Raw genomic sequence first — 15244 nt, forward strand, 5'->3', positions numbered from 1 at the left:
AATTATGTTGGGATTAAAATTAGCTACAGACCCTCGCTGGGTAAATATCGTTGAATCAAATATCGAAGAAATTTTAACGGATCATGCTTGGTGCGAGCAAAAAGCGGCTTCAAACGCGATTAGTATCGTGACTTACAACTCTGAAATCGAAGAATTGGTAACCGAAATGCTTGAAATTGCCAGAGAAGAACTGGAACATTTTCAGATGGTTCACAACATTATAAAACAACGCGGACTTACTTTAGGTCGTGAACGAAAAGATCATTATGTAAATGAGCTTTTTAAATTCATGAAAAAAGACGGAAGCCGAAGAGATGCTCTTTGCGACCGATTATTATTCTCTGCAATGATTGAAGCTAGAAGCTGTGAACGTTTTAAAGTACTTTCAGAAAACATCAAAGATGAAGAATTAGCTAAATTCTACCGCGATTTAATGATTTCTGAAGCAGGACATTACACTACATTTTTAGGATTTGCCAGAAAATATCAAGACAATATAGATATCGATAAACGCTGGAAGGAATGGATTGAATATGAAGGTTCTATCATTACCAATTATGGTAAACAAGAAACCGTTCACGGATAAATTACGCTTTTTTATCAACTCTATTTTTTTATTTAAAAAACCCACAATTCGCTATGCAAAAAAGTAAATCGAGATCAATCGTTTTTAAAATTGCGAAGTATACCGGTATAACTTTCGCAGTTATCATAGGATTATTATTTTTAACGCCTATCGTCTTTGAGGATCAGATTAAAGAGCAAATAAAGAAAACTGCCAACGAAAGGTTAAGTGCAGAATTGAATTATTCTGATGTTTCGGTGTCGTTTTTTCATCATTTCCCTTCGCTTACTTTAACCTTAGACAACCTAAGCCTGAACGGTTCAGCTCCGTATACGAACGAAAAATTCATTACTGCAAAAGAGGTTTCTTTCGGAATAAATGTGGCAAGTCTAATTTTCAGCAAATCAGTAAAAATTGATCAAATTTATTTATCAGATTCTTTTATAAACGTAAAAGTAAATCCGGAAGGAGAAGCGAATTATAACATTTATAAATCACAAGAACAAGCTTCTAAAGATAAAGACAGCAGCGACACGGCGCTTAAATTGGAACGAATCGAGATTTTAAACAGTAAAATTGTTTATGATGACAAATCGACTAAAGTTCATTTTGACGCATTCGGTTTTAATTATTTAGGAAAAGGAGATTTAAACAAAGCTGTTTTTGATCTATATTCTAAAGCAAACATCGAAAAATTAAATATCGTTTATGAAGATGAACCGTATTTAATGAACAAAAAGGTTGATGCCGACTTAATTACAAAAGTAAACATCAACTCGCTTTCTTTCTTTTTTCAGCAGAACAACCTTAAAATCAATCAGCTTCTGGTAGATTTTAAAGGTAAATTTGATTTTCTAAAGGACGGATACAACATGGATTTTGTTATTAAATCTAATAACAGCAAGCTTTATGATGTTTTTACAGCCTTACCTCCAAAATATATTACTTGGCTTTCTAAAACAGAATTAAAAGGAAACACCAATCTGCTGCTGACTTTAAAAGGTAAATATATTACTTCTGAAAACATCGCTCCTGACTTGGATTTGGACATAAAAGTAACTGACGGTTTTGTTAATTATAACAAAAGCGCATTTCCAGTTTCAAACTTAAACTTAGACGTCAAAACAACGGTTCCTTCGTTAAATCCAGATTTGGTAATTGTTGATGCTAAAAACTTATCGCTAAACATCAATCAGGATTATTTAAAATCGAAATTCTTGGTTAAAGGTGTAAACACGCCAGATATTAATGCTGATTTTAAAGCCAAAATCGATCTTGAAAAACTACTTAAAGCTCTTGGAATTCCAGATATAGAATTAAAAGGAACTTTGACGGGCGATGTAAAAGCAAATGGGGTATTTGACCAAAAGAACAAGCGTTTTCCTATTACAAATGGAGTTCTTAATTTGGAAAATGGATATTTAAAAACACCATATTATCCAAACCCAATTACCGATATTACGATTAAATCGAAAATCGAAAACCAAAAAGGAACATTTGCCGACCTGAAAGTAAACCTAGAGCCAACACAATTTACCTTTGAAGGGAAACCTGTCTTTGTACAGGCCAACTTAAGCAATTTTGACGATTTGAGTTATGATGTAAAAGCTAAAGGCGAATTGGACATTAGCAGAATTTATAGAGTTTTCTCGCAAAAAGGTCTTGATCTTGATGGTTTTGTAAAAGCTGACGTATCTTTAAAAGGAAAACAAAGCGATGCCGAAAAAGGGAATTACAGCAAATTAAATAATAAAGGAACACTCGAATTAAGAAATATCGGAATTACATCTGAATATCTTCCGAAGAAATTTATCATTAAAGAAGGCATATTTAAAATCAATCAGGATAAAATGTCATTCAATAATTTTTTAGCCGCTTACGGGCAATCTGATTTTAAATTGAATGGGTATTTACAGAACGTTTTCAATTATGTAATGACCAATACAGGCGTTTTAAAAGGCTCTTTTAAAGTTACATCAAGATATATCAACGTTGACGAATTTATGTCGGAAACCGCTCCAGGAACTTCAGTAACAGAAACTACTAAGCCAAAAACAGAGACAAAACCAGAAAACACACAAACTGGCGTGATTATCATTCCTACAAATCTGAATTTAAACTTTACGGCTAATGCGCAAAAAGTAAATTTTGACAAACTAAATCTTCAAAATGCTGTTGGAAACTTAAGCATGAATAAAGGTAAATTGACCATGCAAAATACAGGCTTTGACCTAATTGGATGCAAGGTTACAATGAACGCCAATTATCAAGCAGTTACAACTAAAAAGGCCAATTTTGATTACGCCATCAAAGCAACCGATTTTGATATAAAAAGAGCGTATAACGAGATTGAAGTTTTCAGAAAAATGGCAAGCGCCGCAGAGAAAGCACAAGGAATTGTTTCATTAGATTATCAGCTTAAAGGCCGTTTAAATGCAAACATGGACCCTGTTTACCCTTCGCTTGTTGGAGGCGGAACTCTTTCTGTAAAAGATGTAAAAGTAAGAGGTTTGAAAATGTTTAATGCTGTGAGCAAACAGACCAACTCTGAATCTATGAAAAATCCAGATCTTTCTAAAGTAGATATCAAAACAACGGTTAAGAACAATATTATAACTGTAGAACGCTTTAAATTTAAGTTTGCTGGCTTTAGACCAAGAATTGAAGGAACAACAAGCCTAAATGGAAAATTAAACCTAAAAATGCGTTTAGGATTGCCCCCTTTTGGTATTTTCGGAATTCCATTAACTGTTACCGGAACGCAGGACAATCCAAAAGTAAAAGTAGGTAAGAAAACGGAAGATTTAGAAGAAACTAAGGATAGTGAGGAATAAAAATTTTAAATTCCAATCAACAAAATTCCAAATTCCAAACTGGATCTCAACATATCAACCTTTGTCAAAGTTTTGCACTTTGTCAAAGGTTTTTTTTGCAATCTTCTCATTCGACTAACGAAGCAATTCTCACCATAAAATCTTAAAAGAAATTCCATAATCTAAATCAGACCTGACAGGTTTTAAAAACCTGTCAGGTCTACTATTAGAAAAAACATATCAAAAAGCACATAAACAGAAAGCTTTAACTAAGCCTCAAATAACATCTTAGAAAAATACAAAATTCCCTTCCCCATCAACCATAACAACAAAGCTAAACCAAGCAGTTTCCAAGCCCAGCCTTTTCCTCTTTTCCAATCTGAGAAAAAAGAAAAAATCTCCATATACTTTATTATTACATAAAGAGTTGATCCTATAATTGCAAACCAGATTACTTCGTTTAATTGAAGATTAAAACCATATATAAAAACAGCGATGAGAAAAAGAAATGTAACAAATTGTACAAAACAATAGTTTCTCAAACTATGCTTATGATTCATTTTTAATGATAAAATTAAAAATGACAAAATCAATAAACTTATTAGAGCTGGGATAATATTATAAAAAATAAGGCTTTCTTGCAGTGCCAATACTATCGTGACAACAACCGCAACAACAGTACAGGCCGCTAGAGAATTGACACTTCTATCTCTATCATCTTCTTTATAAAAAGGAAATAAAACAGGATAGATATACTTTTCTAAAGTACGCCAGAAAGGCAAAGCATAAACCGCTGCAATTCCTGATAAAACCACTTCGTAATTATAAAAAACATCGGAAGGAACTTTATACAACACATATAAAAGTGCAAGTGTAACTATAAAAGCTGGAAAACATATTGTTTTTATGGTTTCCCAAGAATCCTTACCCCAAAAGTTGTTTTCTATTTCATAAACATATCTTTTAATCCAATATTCTTTTGTAAACAAAGCTGTAGACTGGCTCCACAATAAAAACAAACCCAAATGTATAATTACAGTTCGAAACACAAATTCTTCAACCATACAACCATAAATGATGCACGCTACACCAATTAAAAGCAATTCAAGAGTTAATAGAACTGGCGAAAACAAAATTTTTAATACTGGAGCAACATGACGAACTAAAAACTGAATGAGCAGGCTCCAATATTTTTTAAACAAAGCAACAACAGCACAAATAGCAATAAATGCAGAAAGATAAAACATCCAATTGGTCAACAATCGAGTCTGCATCCACAATTGCACAGCAGAATCTTTTTGTGGAGTATAAATAATATCTGAATTTAGGAAAACCTCTTTTGCTAATTCATCTCTTAGTTTATCAGATAGACTAGGAAACTCATTTTTATGCGCGTTCCAAAACCGATCTGTATTAAAGCCATTCTTTTTTAGAACTTCAAATTCATACAGTACATTTTTCTGCTTATTGTCTAGCGCGCTCAAATGAATAGCAATACTATCTGACACAACTTTACCGTAAGTGCTTATACAGAATAAAAGGGCAAATAAGAATATTTTTTTCAACTTATAACATTTAAAGAGTTTGAAGATATTCATTTATCCGCAGACTTACAAATGTGAGTTTTTTGATAAACCATACAAAGCTAAAAATAAAAAACCCGCTCTTTTCAGAACGGGTTTTCTATAAAAAGTAATCTATGATTATTATGCCTAGAATGGAATAATAGATACATAAGATTTGTTATCTCTTTTCTTTTGGAACTTAACAACTCCAGCAACTCTTGCGTGAAGAGTGTGATCTTTACTAATGTAAACGTTTTCACCTGGATTGTGTTTTGAACCTCTTTGTCTAACGATGATGTTACCAGCAATAGCAGCTTGACCACCATAAATCTTAACGCCTAGACGTTTTGATTCTGATTCTCTACCATTCTTCGAACTACCGACACCTTTCTTGTGAGCCATGACGTATGAGTTTAAATATTGTTATTATTCTTTAGTAGTCTCTTTTTTTGCTTTTGGAGCTGCTTTTTTTGCTTTTGGAGCTGCTTCTACTTCTTCAGTAGCTGCTGCATCTTCTGCTACAACCGCTTTTTTAGCCGCTGCTTTTTTAGTTCCTCCTGCTGCAGTAATACCTTCAATTACAATTTGTGTAAGATATTGTCTGTGACCATTTCTTTTTTTGTATCCTTTTCTTCTTTTCTTTTTGAAAACGATAACTTTATCACCTTTTAAGTGTTGTAACACTTTAGCTTCTACTGAAGCACCTTCTATAGCTGGGGCGCCTAAAGTTACATTTCCATTGTCATCTAATAAAAGAACTTTGTCAAAAGAAACTTTTGAACCTTCTTCATTAGCCAAACGGTGAACATAAACCTTTAAGTCTTTGCTTACTTTAAATTGTTGCCCTGCTATCTCTACGATTGCATACATATCAAATTGATTTATTGAATTTTAAGGTTGCAAATATACAACTAATAATTTACTATGCAACCCATAAAAGCAAAAATATTTTCACTCAAAAAAACCTTGTTTTTCAAGCAGTTCCATGCAGAAAACAAAATTAATTTAAAGTAAAAGATTGTTAAAATAGTATTTATTTAAAAACTATTCTGCAATTCATAACTAAAAAAAACTATTTTTGATGTAACCAAAATCAACTCTTGTCTACCTACTATTGTTGATATTTTAAAATTATTAATCTTTATGAAAAAATCAATAATGATGTTAAGTGCTGCATTAATGCTTGGCGGAGTGGCTTATGCCCAAAAAGTAGCTTTTGAAGAATACGATTTAGACAATGGTTTGCATGTCATTTTACATAATGATCCGTCTGCTCCCGTTGTTATCACATCGGTAATGTATCATGTTGGATCAAAAGATGAACGTCCTGATCGAACAGGTTTTGCGCACTTTTTTGAGCATTTATTATTTGAAGGAACTCAAAATATAAAACGTGGAGAATGGATGAAAATCGTTACTGCAAATGGAGGAGTTAACAATGCTAACACATCTGATGACAGAACGTATTATTATGAAGTTTTTCCTTCTAACAGTTTAGAATTAGGCTTATGGATGGAGTCTGAAAGGTTAATGCATCCTATTATTAATAAGGTAGGCGTTGACACACAAAACGAAGTTGTAAAAGAAGAAAAAAGAATGCGTTACGACAATCAGCCGTATGGAAATATTCTAGCAGAGGTTAAGAAAAACATGTTCAAAAACCACCCTTACAGATGGACCACTATTGGTTCTATGAAAGATCTGGATGCCGCAACTCTTGAAGAATTTCAGGCATTCAACAAAAAATTCTATACGCCAAACAATGCTGTTTTGGTTGTGGCTGGGGATTTTGAAAAAACAAAAACAAAAGAATGGATTCAGAAATATTTTGGACCAATTCCAAAAGGCGAAGAAGTTAAAAAACAGACTTTTACAGAAGAGCCAATCACAAAAACCATTAAAGCTACTTATGAAGATCCGAACATTCAGATCCCAATGATTGTTGCTTCATACAGAACGCCTTCAATGAAAACAAGAGATGCAAGAGTTTTAGACTTAATTTCCTCTTATTTAAGTGACGGTAAAAGCTCTAAACTTTACAAAAAAAATAGTTGACGACAAAAAAATGGCGCTACAAATTGGCGCAGTTGGATTTAGCCAAGAAGATTATGGAACGTATATTCTTTACGGCCTTCCAATGGCACCATACACAATTAATGATATTTTAAAAGAAATGGATGAGGAAATTGTAAAAATTCAAACTGATCTTATTTCTGAAAAAGATTACGAAAAATTACAGAACAAATTCGATAATAATTACGTAAATGCCAATGCAAGCGTAGAAGGAATTGCAGAAAATCTTGCTTCGTATTATTTACTTTACGGCGATGTCAACTTAATCAATACTGAAATCGACATCTATCATTCTATTACGAGAGAAGAAATCAGAGAAGTTGCCAAGAAGTATTTGAACCCGAATCAGCGTTTGATTTTAGATTATATTCCGACAGCCAAATCTCAAAACTAAGAATATCGAATCATGAAAAAAATATATACTTTTTTAATCCTTACTTTCCTAACTGGAATTATGCAAGCACAAGATCGTCCACAACCCAAACCAGGAAATGCCCCAGTAGTCAACATCAAAAAACCTCAGACCTTTGTTTTATCAAACGGCATGAAAGTTTTGGTTGTTGAAAACCACAAATTACCTAGAGTGAGCTACACACTTACTCTGGATAATGCTCCATTTACTGAAGGCAACAAAAAAGGGGTTGATGAACTGACCAGCAGTCTAATTGGAAACGGAACTAAAAAAACAACCAAAGAGGCTTTTAACGAAGAAATTGATTTTTACGGAGCTAATATCAACTTTACTTCTCAAGGCGCTTACGCAAGTACATTATCAAAATATTCTGGACGCGTTTTAGAACTTTTGGCAGAAGGAGCATTACAGCCAAATTTTACTCAGACAGAATTTGACAAAGAAAAAGCAAAACTTTTAGAAGGTTTAAAGGCGGACGAAAAAAGTGTTCCTGCCATTTCAAACAGAGTGGTCGACGTTTTAGCTTTTGGAAAAAATCATCCTAATGGAGAATATCTTTCTGAAGAGACAGTAAAAAATGTTACACTTGCTGACGTTCAAAACAATTACAACACTTATTTTGTTCCAGAAAATGCTTATTTGGTGGTTATTGGAGACGTCAAATTTAAAGATGTAAAAACAGCTGTTGAAAAACTTTTCAGTGGATGGAAAAAGCAAGCAGCACCAAAAAACACTTATCCAAATCCGACGAATGTTTCGAACTTACAAATAGATTTTGTTGACGTTCCAAATGCCGTTCAATCTGAAATTTCATTAGTAAATACTCTGAATTTAAGAATGAGCGATCCTGATTTTTTTCCAGCGGTTATTGCCAATCAAATTTTGGGTGGCGATTTTAATAGTTATCTAAACATGAATCTTCGTGAGCAGCACGCATGGACTTACGGTGCAAATTCAAGTATCGGAAGCGGAAAATATGTAACTAAATTTAAAGCTTCTTCGGCTGTTAGAAATACGGTTACAGATAGTGCTGTTGTTCAGTTTGTAAAAGAAATTAAACGAATTAGAACCGAAAGAGTTGATCCAGAAGTTTTAAGAAACGTAAAAGCGGGATATATCGGAAGATTTGTAATGCAGGTTGAAAAACCTCAGGCAGTTGCTCGTTATGCTTTAAACATTGAAACAGAAAAACTTCCTGCTGATTTCTACGAAAAATACATTCAAACCATCAATAATGTTACTGCTGACGATATTTATCGTGTTGCCAACAAATACTTTTTATTGGACAATATGCGAATTGTCATTGTCGGAAAAGGTTCTGATGTACTTCCTGGTTTAGAAAAACTGCAAATTCCGATTTCATATTTCGACAAATACGGAAATCCTGTTGAAAAACCTTCAACTAAAAAAGAAGCTCCAAAAGATATCAGTGCAAAAGCAGTTTTTGAAAACTACATTAAAGCCATTGGTGGAGAACAAGCAGTTACAGCCGTAAAAACATTATATATGAATGGCTCAACAACAATTCCACAAGCTCCTACTCCATTGACTTTTACATCTAAATTAGATTCAAGAGGAAAAATGATGGTTTCACTTTCTATGGGAACTATGAATTTAATGAAACAGGTGGTTAATGAAAAAGGCGCTTACGTTGAACAACAAGGCCAAAGAAAAAACCTTGAAGGAGATGATTTAGCCGAAATGAAAGCGAATGCCGCTCCTTTTGAAGAACTGCAGCTTGCAAAAAGAACCGACCTTAGAGTGGAAGGAATTGAACCAATCAATGGAAGCGATGCTTATGTAATTAAAGACGGCAAAACAAAATATTACTATGATGTTAAATCGGGCTTAAAAACTGCTGAATCTAAAGTTCGTGAACAAGCTGGAAAATCAGTTGAACAAATCACTAACTTCAACGATTATAAAGAAGTAAAAGGCGTTAAAGTTCCTTTTAACTTAGTTCAGAATGTTGGCTTTGAATTGGATATTAAAATGTCTGATATTAAAATTAACGAAGGGGTTTCTGAGAAAGATTTTCTTTAAGACGCTAAGGTTCTGAGGTACTAAGCATCTAAGATTTTAAGGCTTTGTCAAAGTTTGAAACTTTGACAAAGCCTTTTTTTATTTACTAAGTCTTGTCAGATTGAGCGAAGTAGAAGCTCACTCATAATTCATAACTTATAATTCATAACTCAAAAAATCATTTTTTCGCCGATAAATAAACCCCAATCAAAATAATAAAAGCACCAACAGATTGAATTGGCGTCAAGAATTCGTTATCTAGCAATCCCCAGAAGAATGCAACGATTGGAATTAAATATGTTACTGATGTGGCAAAAACTGGCGATGACATTTGAATCAGCTTAAAGAAAAGAATATTGGCGATTCCAGTCCCTAAAATCCCAAGAATAGCTACAAAAAGTATAGAATGCTGCGTTTCTGCAAAATGTATTTTCTGGCTAATATCGGTTGTACTTAAAATGATTAATGCCGGCAAAAGCAAAACCGCAAAATTTCCTGTTGTAATGCTTACAGAATTTAAATCGTGAAGATATTTTTTAATCAGATTTACGTTGATGGCGTAACTAAGCGTTGCTACAACAACCAATAAAACATATAAATAGTTTTGAGTTCCGCTCGAAGAATCTCCGCTTAAAACCAAAAGCAGACAGCCCATAAGCCCAACAAAAACACCTAAAACCTGTCGTTTTTGAAACTGAATCCCAAACGCTATAATTCCTAAAACTAAAGTATTTAAAGGCGTCAACGAATTTAAAATCGCCACAATAGAACTATTTACCTGAGTTTCTGCAATGGCAAAAAGATACGCTGGTATAAAAGTCCCAAAAAGTGAAGTTATAGCAACATATTTCCATTGACGGCGCGAAATCTTTTTCAGACTGTTAAAACCTACAATCAGCAAAAACAAAGCAGCAAAAATAATTCGGAACGACCCTACTTGAACAGCGCTTAAACCTATCAATCCTTTTTTTATCAGAATAAAAGAGCTTCCCCAGATAAGAGAAAGAATCGCTAAGTAAATCCACTTTAACTGTTTTGTTTCCATAAATTGCATTTTACTGCAAATTTGTAATTATTTTACGAACTGACGGCTCTCTTTTTATTAATTTTGCAAACAAGTAATTAGCAATCTAAAATTTAATATATAATGAAAATTTCAAAAATCTTATTCGCTGCAGCAATCGCTGGTTTAGTGTTCGTTGGCTGTAAAAAAGCAGAAGACAAAAGTCTTGAAGTCGTAAACAAAGAAAAAAGTGCTCCAAAAGAACACAAACCAATCGCTGCTGAAAATCTTCAAACTGCAAGTTTCACAATTGACGGAATGACGTGCGCCGTTGGATGCGCTAAAACCATCGAAGAAGAATTAGCAAACCTTGACGGAGTTGAAAAAGCAACGGTTGATTTTGACAAAAAAACTGCAACTGTAAGTTTTGACAAGACAATCCAAAACTCAGAGTCTTTAACAAAAGTGGTTCAAGAAACTGGAGATGGAAAGACATATAAAGTTTCGAATTTTAAGTCTTAAATTCGAAATTAATAAATTCAAAAGGCACTCAAATTTGAGTGCTTTTTTTTGTAAAAATCATTCCGTAGGAATGTCTGGTTGGTAGCAGAATTAAATTTGAATTATGATTATACGTTCCGTAGGAACGTTTGCTAAACATATTAGATTTTTCTAAAAATCAGGTGTCCCTACAGGACACGATGCGACACAATATTATCTTTTTTCTACCGACGAGATATTCCTACGGAATAATTATACATGGTTGTAGACATGAACTAATCAAAAACAATTTCGGTAGCGCGGATTTACAATCCGTGCCCTCAACAGTAAACCCAAAACAGATCGTTAAAAAAAGTGACAGAAAATAATGTGCTTTATTATATTTACAAAGAGAACAACCAGATAACTCATATATATAAATGCGACAATGGCAGATTCTTGATGTAATGATTGCGCGGATTCAACGAAATAAAAAGACTGTTTCAAAAATTGAAACAGCCTTTTTATTTTACTCTGCAATGTTCCGTAGGAACATTTCGTTGGTAGAAAATTATATTATCATGGTTTTTTACGTTCCGTAGGAACGTCTGGTTTTGACATTTTTTTTGACAATTCTGCATATCAAACGTTCCTACGGAACGTAAATATCTGATTACATTTTTTTTCTACCAACGAAACATTCCTACGGAATGAGACCCAATAAAGAATGAAAAAAAAAAAAAAAAAAAAAATTGCAATAAAAAAGGATCCAAATTGGATCCTTTTAATTTTTATTTCCATTTCAACGTTTCCATCAAACGCTGCATATCATTTTTAACATAACTCGCAGCTGGCATAATCGAATCAAAATTTGGTTTTGCGTAAAAATACATCGAACCAATTAAAAAGTGTTTTGTGCTGTCGGTAACGTAAAACTGAGAATTTGTCGCTGCGTTTCCGTCAACTTGGTAAAACATTCCGTAAACCTTTTTCTGAGGATTTAAATATGGTTGTTCCAGAATATCATCGGCTTTAATAACGTGCTCGTACGTTAGTTTTTGAGCGTCGCGTAGTAATTTATCAATATTGCCGTTTACTGGCTTATAAGTCAAATAAATGGTCGCTTTCATCTTTGGATATGTGATTGCAAAACCGCATTCTTTTTCGCCTTTTATAATAGCGTCTTCATTCATTTGAAAAGTGAACGGACAAGTGTTTTCAAAATTCACATATTTTGCTTCTGGATAATCTAATCGCAGGAAACTCGCTGGTTTAGGCAGAACATCATTTTTACAGCTTATAACCGTAAGCGCAAGCAAAATTGCTGTTATTGAAAGTATTTTATTAAGCATTTTTATTTTATAGTTACTTTTATTTGTTTTACACGCTTTTTATCTACTGTTTCTATAGTGAAAATACAGTTTTCAAAAGGCACTTTTTGATCTTTTTTAGGAAAATTGCCTAAAATCTCTAGAATAAATCCAGCCAATGTTTCAGCTTCTCCTTTGTGGGCTTCAAAAACATCTTCGTCAACATCTACAATTCTGTAGAAATCTTTCAGGTTTATTTTTCCTTCAAAAAGAAAATTATTTTCATCTATTTGCGAGAAATTCAGATTTTCATCATCAAATTCATCACTAATATCACCAACGATTTCCTCGATAACATCTTCTAAAGAAACCAATCCAGAAGTTCCGCCATATTCGTCAACTACGATTGCAAGATGGCTTTTTAAACTCTGAAAATCCTTCAATAGATTATCCAGCTTTTTATTCTCAGGAACAAAGAACGCTTCTCTGATCAAAGAAGTCCAATCAAATTCTTCTTTATCAATATGAGGCAATAAATCTTTTACGAAAAGCACGCCTTCAATCTGATCGATATTATCTCGATAAACTGGAATTCTTGAAAATCCTGTTTCAATTATTTTAGGATAAATTTCTGCGAATGTTTCTGATATTTCCAATGCAAAAATATCAATTCTCGGACTCATTACCTGCTTTGTATCTGTATTTCCGAAAGAAACAATTCCTTCAAGGATTTTCTGTTCTTCTGTTGAAGTCCCTTCCGAATCTGTAAGTTCCAATGCCTGAGAAAGTTGATTGACAGAAAAATTACTTTTTTGCTTTCCTAATTTGTTTTGAAAATATATGGTAACGGCACGCATTGGCAAACTGATTGGAGTAAGCACTTTATCTAAGAATGCCAGCGGATAAGCGACACGTTTAGCAAAGCGAACGCTATTTCTGCTTGCATAAACCTTAGGAAGCACTTCGCCAAATAATAAAATCAGGAAAGTAACCAGGATTACTTCGAGCGTAAATTTAAAAGCTGGCGAACCTACATTGGCAAAAATATTCTGCCCTATATAAGCAAACAGGATTACTACGCCTATATTAAAGAAATTATTGGCAACCAATAAAGTTGCGAGAAGCTTTTTAGGCTTTTCTAATAAATTTGAAATAATTTTTCCTTTTGCAGGATTATCGTTTAAAGAATTGTCGATATCTTGCTGTGATAAAGAAAAAAGAGCAACTTCAGCACCTGAAACGATTGCTGAAAGAAATAACAAAATAAATATTCCGACGAAACCAATAATTAAATTAGCGTCAAGATTGGTAGAAAAAAGTAAACTGGGCTCTGGGTCCAAATTGCATAAAATTAGTTAAACATCACTTAGAAGGGCAGATCATTAATAGGAAGCCCTTCAGGAGCATCAAAGTTAGTGTTTTTTGCCGACTCTGTATCCTGGTTTTGTTTTGTATAGGCAGTTTCTTTTTTGGTAGTCAGAAAAGTAAACTCTGTAACCTGAATTTCTGTAGTATATTTTGTCGTTCCATCTTCTGTCTGCCACTGACGCGATTTTATTCTTCCCTCGACATAAATTTTGTCTCCTTTAGAAAGATATTTTTCGCAAATCTCTGCGGCTTTATTACGCACAACCAAATTATGCCATTCTGTAGAAGTAATCTTTTCATTGGTCGTTTTATTGATATACACCTCATTGGTAGCCAATTGAAAACGTCCGATGCAATTTCCTCCATCAAAATAATGCATCTTTACATCATCGCCTAAATGGCCAATAAGCATCACTTTATTTAATGTTCCGTTCATAGTTTTTGGTAGTATTTCTCCCAAAGATACATTTTTTTAGCAATTTATTTCTTGCTTTTCTATAAAATTATATATCACAATAGGAAAAGGAAAAGTTTTTATTTTTTGTGAATCAATTCCGTTTTCAATTTTCTCCTGTACTTTAATTTTCCAGAATTGAATGTGCAGATGCTGGTGTGAAAGTTTATGTACAATAGTCGATTCACTGCAATCTTCTATACTTATAATAGTGTATTCTGAAAAAATTTCTTCTTTTGCTTTTTTGGAAACTTCATTAAAACCAACAATTGATTCTGTTTCCAGCAACGGAAACTCGTATAAATTATGCCAGATTCCTTTTTGAGTTCTTTTCTGAATTAATGTATTTCCTAAAACATCTTCTAAAATCAAATAATTGAAATAACGATTGGTTACTTTAAGTTTTTTAGATTTAACAGGAAGTGCATTTACTTTTCCTTTTTGTAATGCAGCGCAGCTTTCGCTAAAAACACAAACAGAACAATCGGGACTTTTAGGAACACACTGCAATGCTCCAAATTCCATTATCGCTTGATTGAAGATAGCAGGATTATCTTTTGGCATTAATTCTTGCGCCAAAGCTGTAAATTCTTTTTTAGTTGCAGGAAGCGCAATATCCGATTCAATATCAAAATAACGAGACAATACCCGAAACACATTTCCATCTACAACAGGAACTGGTTCGTTATAAGAAAAAGAAGCTATCGCAGCTGCAGTGTACTCGCCTACTCCTTTAAGTTTTAGAAGCTCTTTATAAGAATCTGGAAAAACTCCACTTAAATCATTACTTATATATTGAGCCGTTTTATGAAGATTTCGCGCACGAGAATAATATCCTAAGCCTTGCCAAAGTTTCAAAACCTTCTCTTCGGGAGCATCTGCCAAATGTTTTACAGTAGGAAATTCCTTGGTAAATGAGAAAAAGTAAGGCATTCCTTGCACAACTCTGGTCTGCTGAAGCATAATTTCTGAGAGCCAAATTTGATACGGATCGACCGTTTTTCGCCACGGTAAATCACGCTTGTTCTGTAAATACCATTTTATCAATATGTTAGAAAATTCCATTGCAAAATACTTAGATTGCAAAAGTAAATGTTTATGTAATTAAAATTTAACGAATTAGCTTGATTAATTATTTTTTTAATTCCTATATTTGCAAACTCAAAAAAATAGTACACC

Annotated in this window: 12 protein-coding genes and 1 pseudogene; 5 read left to right on the forward strand and 8 right to left on the reverse strand. The window is 33.4% G+C overall.

Annotated features, from left to right (window positions below; all coding sequences use genetic code 11):
- Nucleotides 1-4: 4 nt before the first annotated feature.
- Both miaE and DM397_RS20595 read left to right on the forward strand, forming a co-directional pair.
- The gene (gene miaE, locus DM397_RS20590; RefSeq protein WP_111379367.1) at nt 5-586 is read left to right on the forward strand and encodes a tRNA-(ms[2]io[6]A)-hydroxylase; all 582 of its coding nucleotides are present in this window, start codon (nt 5-7) and stop codon (nt 584-586) included.
- A gap of 53 nt (nt 587-639) precedes the next feature.
- A complete protein-coding gene (locus DM397_RS20595) occupies nt 640-3399 on the forward strand; it encodes an AsmA-like C-terminal region-containing protein (protein WP_111379368.1) in 2760 nt (919 codons plus the stop codon).
- Between the two features lie 248 nt (nt 3400-3647).
- On the opposite strand, the gene DM397_RS20600 is transcribed toward DM397_RS20595, so the two are convergent.
- The 3 genes from DM397_RS20600 to rplU form a co-directional block, all read right to left on the reverse strand.
- Nucleotides 3648-4943 (reverse strand): hypothetical protein, encoded by a 1296-nt coding sequence (locus DM397_RS20600; protein ID WP_239457888.1) that lies wholly within the window; start codon nt 4941-4943, stop codon nt 3648-3650.
- A gap of 147 nt (nt 4944-5090) precedes the next feature.
- Nucleotides 5091-5345, reverse strand: a complete 255-nt coding sequence (gene rpmA, locus DM397_RS20605) for a 50S ribosomal protein L27 (protein ID WP_111379372.1) — start codon at nt 5343-5345, stop codon at nt 5091-5093.
- 24 nt (nt 5346-5369) lie between these two features.
- Nucleotides 5370-5813, reverse strand: coding sequence for a 50S ribosomal protein L21 (gene rplU / locus DM397_RS20610; protein WP_008466656.1), 444 nt, complete (start codon nt 5811-5813; stop codon nt 5370-5372).
- Between the two features lie 273 nt (nt 5814-6086).
- Here rplU and DM397_RS20615 point away from each other — a divergent pair.
- Together DM397_RS20615 and DM397_RS20620 are read left to right on the forward strand one after the other, a co-directional pair.
- A pseudogene (locus DM397_RS20615) lies at nt 6087-7410 on the forward strand (M16 family metallopeptidase).
- A 12-nt stretch (nt 7411-7422) separates the two neighbouring features.
- Nucleotides 7423-9471, forward strand: coding sequence for a M16 family metallopeptidase (locus DM397_RS20620; protein ID WP_185957082.1), 2049 nt, complete (start codon nt 7423-7425; stop codon nt 9469-9471).
- A gap of 157 nt (nt 9472-9628) precedes the next feature.
- Here the strand turns inward: DM397_RS20620 and DM397_RS20625 are convergent, their stop codons facing one another.
- On the reverse strand, nt 9629-10495 hold the full coding sequence (locus DM397_RS20625) for a DMT family transporter (protein WP_111379375.1): 867 nt from the start codon (nt 10493-10495) through the stop codon (nt 9629-9631).
- A 102-nt stretch (nt 10496-10597) separates the two neighbouring features.
- Between DM397_RS20625 and DM397_RS20630 the strand changes: the two genes are divergently transcribed.
- Nucleotides 10598-10975, forward strand: a complete 378-nt coding sequence (locus tag DM397_RS20630) for a heavy-metal-associated domain-containing protein (RefSeq protein ID WP_111379377.1) — start codon at nt 10598-10600, stop codon at nt 10973-10975.
- Nucleotides 10976-11724: 749 nt separating this feature from the next.
- Here the strand turns inward: DM397_RS20630 and gldD are convergent.
- The 4 genes from gldD to mutY are packed head-to-tail and all read right to left on the reverse strand — an operon-like array spanning nt 11725 to nt 15130.
- A complete protein-coding gene (gene gldD, locus DM397_RS20635; RefSeq protein ID WP_066032864.1) occupies nt 11725-12285 on the reverse strand; it encodes a gliding motility lipoprotein GldD in 561 nt (186 codons plus the stop codon).
- A gap of 2 nt (nt 12286-12287) precedes the next feature.
- The gene (locus tag DM397_RS20640; protein ID WP_111379378.1) at nt 12288-13583 is read right to left on the reverse strand and encodes a gliding motility-associated protein GldE; all 1296 of its coding nucleotides are present in this window, start codon (nt 13581-13583) and stop codon (nt 12288-12290) included.
- Nucleotides 13584-13609: 26 nt separating this feature from the next.
- A complete protein-coding gene (locus DM397_RS20645; RefSeq protein ID WP_095928033.1) occupies nt 13610-14047 on the reverse strand; it encodes a single-stranded DNA-binding protein in 438 nt (145 codons plus the stop codon).
- Nucleotides 14048-14083: 36 nt separating this feature from the next.
- Nucleotides 14084-15130: an A/G-specific adenine glycosylase gene (gene mutY / locus DM397_RS20650; RefSeq protein WP_111379380.1), complete on the reverse strand. Its 1047-nt coding sequence runs from the start codon at nt 15128-15130 to the stop codon at nt 14084-14086.
- Nucleotides 15131-15244 lie beyond the last annotated feature (114 nt).

The sequence above is a fragment of the Flavobacterium nitrogenifigens genome, from assembly GCF_003254565.1.
GTDB classification, from domain to species: domain Bacteria; phylum Bacteroidota; class Bacteroidia; order Flavobacteriales; family Flavobacteriaceae; genus Flavobacterium; species Flavobacterium nitrogenifigens.

Coding starts and splice junctions, on each gene's coding strand:
- miaE (WP_111379367.1), top strand. CDS start 5: ATGTTGGGATTAAAATTAGCTACAGACCCTCGCTGGGTAAATATCGTT.
- DM397_RS20595 (WP_111379368.1), top strand. CDS start 640: ATGCAAAAAAGTAAATCGAGATCAATCGTTTTTAAAATTGCGAAGTAT.
- rpmA (WP_111379372.1), bottom strand. CDS start 5,345: ATGGCTCACAAGAAAGGTGTCGGTAGTTCGAAGAATGGTAGAGAATCA.
- rplU (WP_008466656.1), bottom strand. CDS start 5,813: ATGTATGCAATCGTAGAGATAGCAGGGCAACAATTTAAAGTAAGCAAA.
- DM397_RS20620 (WP_185957082.1), top strand. CDS start 7,423: ATGAAAAAAATATATACTTTTTTAATCCTTACTTTCCTAACTGGAATT.
- DM397_RS20625 (WP_111379375.1), bottom strand. CDS start 10,495: ATGGAAACAAAACAGTTAAAGTGGATTTACTTAGCGATTCTTTCTCTT.
- DM397_RS20630 (WP_111379377.1), top strand. CDS start 10,598: ATGAAAATTTCAAAAATCTTATTCGCTGCAGCAATCGCTGGTTTAGTG.
- gldD (WP_066032864.1), bottom strand. CDS start 12,285: ATGCTTAATAAAATACTTTCAATAACAGCAATTTTGCTTGCGCTTACG.
- DM397_RS20645 (WP_095928033.1), bottom strand. CDS start 14,047: ATGAACGGAACATTAAATAAAGTGATGCTTATTGGCCATTTAGGCGAT.
- mutY (WP_111379380.1), bottom strand. CDS start 15,130: ATGGAATTTTCTAACATATTGATAAAATGGTATTTACAGAACAAGCGT.